Below are 9555 nucleotides of genomic sequence, written 5' to 3'. Positions count from 1 at the left end.
CCGCGCCCGCGCTGCGCCGCGCCCTGGCCGCCGCGCGCGCCGGCGACGCGCTCGCGGCGGGCCGGGAGAGCTGGTACGTGCTGGTGTTCGTCGCGGCGATGGAGCTGTGGGACGACGACGCGTTCGACGATCTCACCGGGCGCGGCGTCGCCATCGCCCGCGAGCTCGGCGCGTTCGCGACGCTCCAGACCGCCGTGCACTCCGCCGGGATGATCGAGATGTGGCGGGGCGACTTCACCCGCGCCCGCGCCTACTTCGCCGAGTTCGTCGAGGTCCTGAACATGGTGTCGGGCAGCCCCGGCTTCGCCGAGCCCAGCGACGTGACGCTCAAGGCGTGGCGCGGCGAGCGCGACCGGGTGGCCGCGTCGCTGGACTACCTGGAGGACAACCAGCACGCCCCGATCTTCGGCGGCAACATCCTGGTGCTGTACCTGGCGCGCTGCGCCCGCGTCGTCCTCGCGACCGGCGGGTCCCGCTACGCCGAGGTGATCGCCGAGGCCCGCCGCGCCTACGCCGAGAACCTGCCCTACGGGGAGCACTTCACGCTGCCCGACTTCGTGGAGGCGGGGGTGCGCGGCGGCGACCGGGAGGTGGCGCGCGAGGGCATGCGGCGGCTCACCGAACGCGCCCTCGCCGCCGGGACGCCCTGGGCGCTGGGACTGCTGGCCCGCTCCCGCGCGCTGCTGGCCCCCGACGACGGCGCCGAGCCCCACTACCAGGAGGCGATCGACCTGCTCGGCGGCACCCGGGTGAGGACCGACCTGGCCCGCGCGCACCTGCTGTACGGCGAGTGGCTGCGGCGGCGCAGGCGGCGCGGCGACGCCCGCGCCCGGCTGCGGACCGCGCACGAGATGTTCACCGGGATGGGCGCGGCGGCGTTCGCCGAGCGCGCCCGCCTGGAGCTGCGGGCGATCGGCGACCGGGTGGCGGGACGGGCCGCGTCCGGCGGGGGCCGCGAGCTGACGGCGCAGGAGCGGCGCGTCGCCGAGCTGGCCGCCGCCGGGGCCACCAACGCCGAGATCGCGACGCAGCTGTTCGTCAGCGCCAGCACGGTCGAGTACCACCTGCGCAAGGTGTTCCGGAAGCTGGGGATCACCTCGCGGCGGCAGCTCGCCCGCGATCAGCTGCTGTAGGACTCCAGGAACGCCAGCAGGTCCCCGTTGAGGCGGTCCTTGTGGGTGTCGGTGACGCCGTGCGGGCCGCCCTCGTACACCCTCAGCTCCGCGTCCTTCACCAGCGCCGCCGACGCCCGGCCGCCGACGTCGATCGGCACCACCTGGTCGTCGTCGCCGTGGATCACCAGCGTCGGCACGTCGAACCGCGCCAGGTCCTCGCGGAAGTCGGTGGCCGAGAACGCGGCGATGCCGTCGTGGGCGTTCTTGTGCCCGGCCTGCATGCCCTGCCGCCAGAACGCGTCCCGCATGCCCTGCGAGACGTCCGCTCCGGGCCGGTTGTTCCCGAAGAACGGCCCGTCGGCCAGGTCCCGGTACAGCTGCGACCGGTCGGCCAGCGACGCGGCGCGCAGCCCGTCGAACACCTCGCCCGGCACGCCGCCGGGGTTGTCGCCGGTCCGGAGCATCAGCGGCGGGACGGCGGAGACCAGCACGGCCTGCGCGACCCGCGCGGTGCCGTGCCGCGCGATGTAGCGGGTGACCTCGCCGCCGCCGGTGGAGAACCCGACGAGGGTGACCTCGCGCAGGTCGAGGTGTTCGATGACGGCGGCCAGGTCGTCGGCGTAGTGGTCCATGTCGTTGCCGTCCCACACCTGGGCGGACCGGCCGTGCCCGCGCCGGTCGTGCGCGACGGCCCGGTAGCCGTGGTCGGCGAGGAACAGTTGCTGGGCCTCCCAGCTGTCGGAGTTGAGGGGCCAGCCGTGGCTGAGGACGACGGGGCGGCCCGTTCCCCAGTCCTTGTAGAAGATGTCGGTCCCGTCGCTGGTGGTGACGAACGGCATGACGGCTCCCTGTCGTCGGGCCCCTGGTCGTGGGGCGGCTGGTCGGGACGTTAGGCGCGGAACCGGGACGGGAGTTGCGCGGGCGTGCACGGGCAGTGGTCCATGCGTGCACGGGCGGGCCGGCACGGGCGGGCGTGCACGGTCGGGCGAGAGCCCGTGCACGCACGGACAACTCCGGCGGCGGGCCGCTGCCAGGGTCGGGTCATCCCCGAACCAAGGAGACGCGATGTCCGACCATCCCCTGTCGTCGAATCTGGACGACCAGCTCGCCGCCGCCAACGCGGGCGACCGGACGCCCGTGGTGTTCGTCCACGGCCTGTGGCTGCTGCCGTCGAGCTGGAACCGCTGGGCCGAGGTGTTCGCCGCCGCCGGGTACGCGCCGCTCACGCCGGGCTGGCCCGACGATCCCGAGACCGTCGCCGAGGCGCACGCCCACCCCGAGGCGCTCGCGGGCAAGGGCGTCGGCGAGGTCGCCGACCACTACGGAGAGGTCATCGCCAAGCTGGACCGGCGGCCCGCCGTGGTCGGGCACTCCTTCGGCGGGCTGCTGGCGCAGATCCTGGCCGGGCGGGGCCTGTCGGCCGCGACCGTCGCGATCGACCCGGCCCCGTTCCAGGGCGTGCTGCCGCTGCCGGTCTCGTCGCTGCGGGCGGCCGCGCCCGTCCTGACCAACCCGGCCAACCTGCACCGCGCCGTGCCGCTCACCTACGAGCAGTTCCGGTACTCGTTCGCCAACGCGGTGGACGAGGAGCAGGCGAGGCGGCTGTACGAGACGTTCTGCGTGCCCGCGCCCGGCCGGCCGCTGTTCCAGGCCGCGACCGCCAACTTCAACCCGTGGGCCGAGACCAGGGTCGACACGCGCGACCCCGGACGCGGCCCCCTGCTGATCGTGTCGGGGGAGCGCGACCACACCGTCCCGCGGGCGCTCAGCGAGGCCGCCTACAAGAAGCAGCGGCACAACGAGGGCGTCACCGAGTTCGTGGAGATCCCCGGGCGGGGCCACTCGCTGACCATCGACGACGGGTGGCGCGAGGTCTGCGACACCGCCCTGGAGTTCGTGCGCCGCTTCGCGTGACCGGCCCGCATGACCCGGCGAGCTACTCGCCGGTGGCGCCGTCGAGGCGTTCGCGGAGCAGGTCGGCGTGGCCGTTGTGGCGGGCGTACTCCTCGATCATGTGGACGAGGATCCAGCGCAGCGAGTAGCGGTCCCGGTCCCGGTACCCGAAGACCTGGTCCAGGGACCCGGCGGCGTCCACGATCTCGCGGGAGCGGTCGCACTCGGCGCGCCACACCTCGAACGCCTCGCCGGGGTCGGCGTCGTCCACGTCGAACTCGGCGAAGCCTCCGCCGGCGTCGCGGCCGCCCCAGATCGCGCCGATGTCCTCGCCGTCCACCACGGCGCGGAACCAGCTCCGCTCGACCTCCGCCAGGTGGCGGGCCAGGCCGAGCAGCGACAGGCCGGACGGCGGGACGGCCCGCTCCCGCAGCTGTCCGGCGGTCAGGCCCGCGCACTTCAGGGCGAACGTGGCGCGCTGCCAGTCCAGGAAGCCGGTGAGGGTGACGCGTTCGGGTGCGGTGTGGGGCGGTTCGGGCCTGCTGTCGTCCATCGCGGGATGATCGCAGGCCCGGACCGGCCCCGGCGGCCCGGTTCCCGGCGGCTCAGAACTCGAACAGGCCCGCCTTCTCGCGGGTGTAGGCCAGCACCGAGTCGTGGCCGTAGCCGCTGTCCTTGACTCCCTCCAGCGGGAACATCACCTTGCGGAACGTGTTCACCCACACGGTCCCGGTCTCCAGGCCCCGGAACATCCGCTGCGCGGTGCCGAGGTCGCGGGTCCACACCCCGGCGGCCAGGCCGTAGGCCGAGTCGTTGGCGATGGCCAGGGCCTCCTCCTCGGTGTCGAACGGCAGCACCACCGCCACCGGCCCGAAGATCTCCTCCTGGCAGATCCGCAGCGCGTTGTCGGTGGTCGCGAACAGGGTGGGCTCGACCCAGTAGCCGCCGGCGAACCTGTCGTCGGCGACGGCCTCGGCGCCGAAGCGCCCGCCGAACACCAGCTCCGCGCCCTCCTTCGCGCCGATCTCCAGGTAGGAGGTGACGCGTTCGAACTGCTCGCGGGACACGATCGGGCCCATCGTGGTGTCGGGGGACATCGAGTCGCCCAGCCTGATGCCGGCGGCGACGGCCTTCATGCGGTGCAGCATCTCGTCGTAGACCGGCCGCTGGACCAGGATGCGCGAGCCGCCGTAGCAGATCTGGCCCGCGTTCGCCGTGAAGATCGCCTGGGTGGTGACGCCCACGGCGGCCCGGTCCAGGTCGGCGTCGGCGAACACGATGTTGGGGGACTTGCCGCCCAGCTCCAGCGCGAGGGGCTTGAGGGAGTCGGCGGAGGCCCGGGTGATGATCTTCGCGGTGTCCACCGAGCCGGTCAGGCTGATCTTGTTGACGCCGCGGTGCCGGACCAGGGGGTCGCCGACCTCCTCGCCGAGGCCGGACACGACGTTGAACACGCCCGGCGGCAGCACCTCCCGCAGCAGCTCGGCGACGCGCAGGCTGGAGACGGTGGCCTGCTCGGCGGGCTTGATGATGACGGTGTTGCCCGCCGCCAGCGCGAACGCGGCCTTGGCCGACAGCGTGGAGATCGGCGAGTTCCACGGGATGATCCCGAGCGTCACGCCGTAGGGCTCGCGGCGCGTCACGCCGAGGCTGCCCGGCCCGAAGTCCACGCTCCTGCCCTCGACGGCGGCGGCGCACTCGGCGGCGGCGTTGGTCCACAGGTACGTCATGCCGGGCAGGTCGCGCCTGGCGGTCTCGGTGATGGGGCGGCCGTTGTCGCGCGTCTCCAGCTCGGCCAGCTCGCGGGCGTGCTCGGCGAACACCCCGGCCACCTTGCGCAGGTGATGGGCGCGGGCGGCGGCGGGCAGGCCCGCCCACTTCGGGAACGCCGCGCGCGCGGCGGCCACGGCGGCGTCGGCGTCCTCGGCCCCGCCGCGCGGGATCCGCGCCCAGACCTCGCCGGTGGCCGGGTCGACCGAGTCGAGCGTGCCGCCGCCCGCGGCCGGTCGCAGCTCGCCGCCGATCAGGTTGGAGTACTCGCGCAGCTCTGGCATCGCCGACATCGCCGTCCCTTCGGATCAGTCCGTACGGTGGCCAAGCGTACGCTTGGTTGCCCTCCCGGGGGAAGGCGGCCCGCGTTGCGCCGCCGTCGGCAAATCTCTACTATTCCGAGCTAATTAACTGAATTGGTCGGGAAAGTGGGTTTTGTGATGTCCGAAGTGGATGTGAGCAGACGGAGCGCGCTGGCGGCGACCGGCGCGGCGGTGGCGGCCGGGGCGGTGCTCGGGACCGGCGGGACGGCCGGGGCCGAGACGGTGGAACGCCGCTTCCGCGCCGACGCCCGGGGCCGCGCCGGACGGCCGAACGTGCTGGTCATCCTGGCCGACGACCTCGGCTGGGCCGACCTGTCCTGCTACGGCTCCCCGCACATCCGCACCCCGAACCTGGACCGCCTGGCCCGGGACGGCGTCCGGTTCACCGACGGGTACTCGGCGGCCCCGATCTGCTCGCCGACCCGCTTCGGCCTCTACACCGGCCGCTATCCCGGACGCCTGCGGGGCGGCCTGGAGGAGCCGATCGCCCGCCCCGACGAGCTGCACGGCATCCCGCCCGAGCACCCCACCCTCGCCTCGCTGCTGAAGGACGCGGGCTACTCGACCGCGATGTTCGGCAAGTGGCACTGCGGCTTCCTGCCCTGGTACAGCCCGCTGCGGTCGGGCTGGGACACGTTCTTCGGCAACCTGTCCGGCGCGGTCGACTACTACTCCAAGGTCTCCGGCACCAAGGTGGACCTGTACGAGGGCGAGGTGCCCACCGAGGACCTCGGCTACTACACCGACACGATCGCCGACCGCGCCGCCGCCCACATCCGCCGCCGCCACGACCGCCCCTGGCTGGTCAACCTCAACTTCACCGCCCCGCACTGGCCGTGGGAGGCCCCCGGCGACCAGGAGGTGAGCGCGCGGATCACGGCGCGGTCCAGGGCGGGGGACGCCCGCGCGCTGTGGCACGAGGACGGCGGCTCGCTGGACACCTACCGGCGCATGGTCGAGGCGATGGACGCCGCGATCGGGCGCGTGCTGCGCGCGTTGCGGGACACCGGGCGCGAGCGCGACACGCTGGTGCTGTTCGCCAGCGACAACGGCGGCGAGCGCTGGTCCTACCAGTGGCCGCTGTCGGGCGGGAAGGGCGGCCTGAACGAGGGCGGCATCCGCGTCCCCACGATCCTGCGCTGGCCCGCGCGCCTCCGCCCCCGCCAGGTGAGCGACGTCCCGGTCGCCAGCCAGGACTGGACGGCGACGATCCTGGAGATCGCGGGCGCGCGCCCGGCCGCGACGCACCCCCTGGACGGCCGCAGCCTGGCCCCCTACCTGCTGGAGGGCGCCCGCGCCCCGCGGCACGACCTGTTCTGGCGCACCAGGGACGCCCGCGCCCTGCGCCGGGGCCGGTGGAAGTACCTGCGCGCGGGCCGGAACGCCCGGGACGCGCTGTACGACCTGACCGCCGACCCCCGCGAGCAGGCGGACCTGGCCCGCCACCACCCCGAGGTGGTGAGGGAGCTCGCCGCCCGCTGGCAGGAGATCGACCGGACCTTGCTGCCCTACTCCTGAACGGAGACCGCTCCGGGCGTCCGGCGGTTCCCGGCATGCCGCCGCACGGTCTCGCCGACGTCCCGCGCCGCGTGGCCATCGCCCAGCGGAAGCAGGAGCCGCCACCGCCGACCCGCTCGATCTCCCGAGGGTCGCCGGGGCCGAGGGGGGGCGGCATGGTCGGGGTCATGGAACGGATCCCCCCGGAGCCGGGGGGATCCGCCCGTCACGGTCAGCGCAGCGAGGCCAGCAGGTCCGGCAGGTCGTCGTCGTGGACGACCGTCAGCCGGCGGGTGGCGCGGGTGATCGCCACGTACAGGTCCTGGCCGCCGCGCGGCGACTCGGCCACGATCCCGGCCGGGTCCACCACGATCACCGAGTCGAACTCCAGCCCCTTGGCCTCCTCCGCCGTCAGCACCACGACGGGGGAGTCCAGCGCCTCCGGCGTCGCGCCGGCCTCGGCGTCCGGCAGCGCCGCCCGGACGGCGGCGTGCCGCGCCCCCGAGGAGATCACCGCCAGCCGGCCCTCGCCCGCGTCGGTCGCGACCTCCGCGAGCTCGGCGGCGACCAGCTCGGGCAGCCGCCCGGCCAGCGCGGCGGGCGGGACGCGGACCGCCGCCGGGGGCGGCCCGTCGTCGCGGACCGGCTCCGGCGGCGTCTGGTCGGGCGCGACCACGGCCAGGACCTCCGCCGCCAGCCGCATGATGGCGGCGGGCGTCCGGTAGTTCACCATCAGGCGCTGCTCGCGCCAGCGGCCCGGCACGTACCGGTCGAGCATCTGGCCCCACGAGTGCGCGCCCGCCGCGCTGCCGGTCTGCGCGATGTCGCCGACGACCGTCAGCGAACGGGTGGGGACGCGCCGCATCACCGCCCGCCACGCCATCTCCGACAGCTCCTGCGCCTCGTCCACGATGACGTGCCCGTAGGCCCACTCGCGGTCGGCGGCGGCGCGCTGCGCGGTGGTCCGCGGCGGGCCGTCGTAGTGCTGCCGGTCGGCCAGGTGGGCGGCGTCGACCTCCGGCAGCCCCTCCACGCCGTTCGACATCAGCACCTCGCGGGCGTAGCGCTCCTCGGCCGCGCGTTCGGCGGCGAGCGCGCGCCGGCGGGCGCGCTCCGCGGAGTCGTCCTCGCCCAGCAGCTCGGCGGCCTCGTCCAGCAGCGGGACGTCCGCCGCCGTCCACGGCGACCCGGCGGGCCGGTACAGCGCGCCCAGCTCCTCGTCGGTGAGGCCGTCGCCGACCCGGGCCAGGACCAGGGGGTCGGCGAACAGCTCCTCCAGCAGCCGCTGGGGCGTCAGCTCCGGCCACAGCCCGTCGATCGCGGCGCGCACGTCCGGGTCGCGCCACAGCTCGGCCTTGGCGTACTTGAGGTCCTCGGCGTCCAACAGCGGCTCGTCGGCGGTCTCGTCCATCAGCTCCTGGAGCCAGGCGGGGACCCCGCCCTCCTGGATCATCCGCTCCAGGGGCTCGTCGGTGATCCGGTCGTACTGCTCGGCGCGGTTCACCGCCAAGGCTTCCAGCATCTCGTGGACGAACAGCCGCCGCTGGACGTTGTGCGGGGCGCGCAGCGCCCGGGCCCGGTCGCGCGCCCTCAGGCAGGTCTCGTGGTCCACCCGCAGCACCATGTCGTCGGTCTCGACCTCCAGGTCCCCCTGCGGGACTCGCTGCCGGTCGGCGACCGCCGCGCGCACCAGCTCCGCCATCCGCAGGTCGCCCTTGACGGCGGCGGCGTGCGGCCCCTCCGCGGCGGTGGCCCGCACGCCCGGGAACAGCTCGCCGACGGTGGTGAGCACCACGTCGGTCTCGCCGAGGCCCGGCAGCACCTGCTCGATGTAGCGCAGGAACGTCGCGTTCGGGCCGACGACCAGCACGCCACGGCGTTCCAGCACGTCGCGGTGGGTGTAGAGGAGGAACGCGGCGCGGTGCAGCGCCGCGACGGTCTTGCCGGTGCCGGGCCCGCCCTGCACCACCAGCACCCCGTGCAGTCCGGCGCGGATCACCTCGTCCTGCTCCTGCTGGATGGTGGCGACCACGTCGGTCATCCGCCCGGTGCGGCCGCGCCGCAGCGTCGCCAGCAGCGCCGCCTCCCCGACGATCGTGCGCCGGTCCTCCTCGGTCAGCCCCTCCAGGTCGAAGACCTCGTCGTCGATGCGCGCGACCGTGCGGCCCGACAGGTGCAGGTGGCGGCGGCGCGCCAGCGTGCCGGGGGAGCTCGGGGTGGCGGTGTAGAACGGGCGCGCGGCGGCGGCGCGCCAGTCGATGAGCAGCGGCTCGCGGTCGTCGTCGCGCAGCCCGATGCGGCCGACGTAGAAGGTGTCGCCCGCCGCCCCGGCCTCGCCCCGGTGGTCGATGCGGCCGAAGCACAGGGCGCGTTCGACGGCGTTGAGGCGGGAGAGCCGGCGGGCGGCCTCCTCGACGGCGGCCTGCCGCTCCACCATCGCCTGGAACCCCCGGCCGCCGCCCGTGGCGGGCACGGCGCGCAGCGTGCCCTCGGCGGCGGCCCGCTCGGCGTCGAGCCGGGCGTAGATCCCGGACACGCGCTCCTGCTCGGTGCGCAGCGCGGCGGCGCGGGCGTCGGCGGGGGAATTCTCTGGAGCGGACTTGACTTGACGAGATCCCATGTGTCTTATACACTCCTAGTCATAGGATTGGGATTGGTGTCTGCGCGGTTCGTAAGTCGCTAGTTTACCACCCTTTCTGATCACCCCTGCGCTGATTCCGGCCGCCGCCGGACGGGGAAAAGATCTTCCGTGTTGGATCTCCCGTCATCCGCAGGGCACCCGACGGCCACCGGACCTCACGAGGCTGTCCGGCGAACAACGTCGGACCGCCCCGAAAGGGTCTGCTCATGCCCGAAGGCGTCAGCGCGTTCAACCGCAGGTCGTTCCTCGTCACCACCGGACTCGCCGCCGGCGTCGCGGCCCTGCCCGCCTCCGGCGCGGCCGCCGCGCCCGCCCC

The 9555-nt window shown here is 74.5% G+C and carries 7 protein-coding genes; 3 read left to right on the top strand and 4 right to left on the bottom strand.

All coding sequences use genetic code 11. The annotated features are described in order from the left end of the window. A partial coding sequence (locus AKI01S_RS46820; protein ID WP_218010081.1) for a helix-turn-helix transcriptional regulator occupies positions 1-1133 on the top strand: 1133 nt, incomplete at its 5' end. On the opposite strand, the gene AKI01S_RS46815 is transcribed toward AKI01S_RS46820, so the two are convergent. Next, complete coding sequence (locus AKI01S_RS46815; RefSeq protein ID WP_067833080.1) at positions 1121-1954, bottom strand: alpha/beta fold hydrolase; 834 nt, start codon at positions 1952-1954, stop codon at positions 1121-1123. The two genes, AKI01S_RS46820 and AKI01S_RS46815, sit on opposite strands and share 13 nt — an antisense overlap. Positions 1955-2180: 226 nt before the next feature. Here AKI01S_RS46815 and AKI01S_RS46810 point away from each other — a divergent pair, with 226 nt between their 5' ends. Next, entirely contained in the window at positions 2181-3029 is an 849-nt protein-coding gene (locus AKI01S_RS46810; RefSeq protein WP_067833075.1) for an alpha/beta hydrolase, read from the top strand. Positions 3030-3051: 22 nt separating this feature from the next. Here the strand turns inward: AKI01S_RS46810 and AKI01S_RS46805 are convergent, their stop codons facing one another. After that, positions 3052-3561: a DinB family protein gene (locus tag AKI01S_RS46805; RefSeq protein WP_067833072.1), complete on the bottom strand. Its 510-nt coding sequence runs from the start codon at positions 3559-3561 to the stop codon at positions 3052-3054. A 52-nt stretch (positions 3562-3613) separates the two neighbouring features. Beyond that, positions 3614-5071 carry an aldehyde dehydrogenase family protein gene (locus tag AKI01S_RS46800; RefSeq protein WP_067833069.1) on the bottom strand — a complete coding sequence of 486 codons (1458 nt, stop codon included), beginning with the start codon at positions 5069-5071 and terminating at the stop codon, positions 3614-3616. 162 nt (positions 5072-5233) lie between these two features. Here AKI01S_RS46800 and AKI01S_RS46795 point away from each other — a divergent pair, with 162 nt between their 5' ends. Then, positions 5234-6619, top strand: coding sequence for a sulfatase family protein (locus AKI01S_RS46795; protein WP_245682081.1), 1386 nt, complete (start codon positions 5234-5236; stop codon positions 6617-6619). Positions 6620-6830: 211 nt separating this feature from the next. Here the strand turns inward: AKI01S_RS46795 and AKI01S_RS46790 are convergent, their stop codons facing one another. Continuing rightward, complete coding sequence (locus tag AKI01S_RS46790; RefSeq protein WP_067833064.1) at positions 6831-9218, bottom strand: HelD family protein; 2388 nt, start codon at positions 9216-9218, stop codon at positions 6831-6833. Between the last annotated feature and the right edge of the window lie 337 nt (positions 9219-9555).

The organism is Actinomadura kijaniata NBRC 14229 (assembly GCF_001552175.1).
GTDB classification, from domain to species: domain Bacteria; phylum Actinomycetota; class Actinomycetes; order Streptosporangiales; family Streptosporangiaceae; genus Spirillospora; species Spirillospora kijaniata.
The sequence above is the reverse complement of the archived record's forward strand: the minus strand, read 5'-3'. Positions and strand labels throughout refer to the sequence as shown.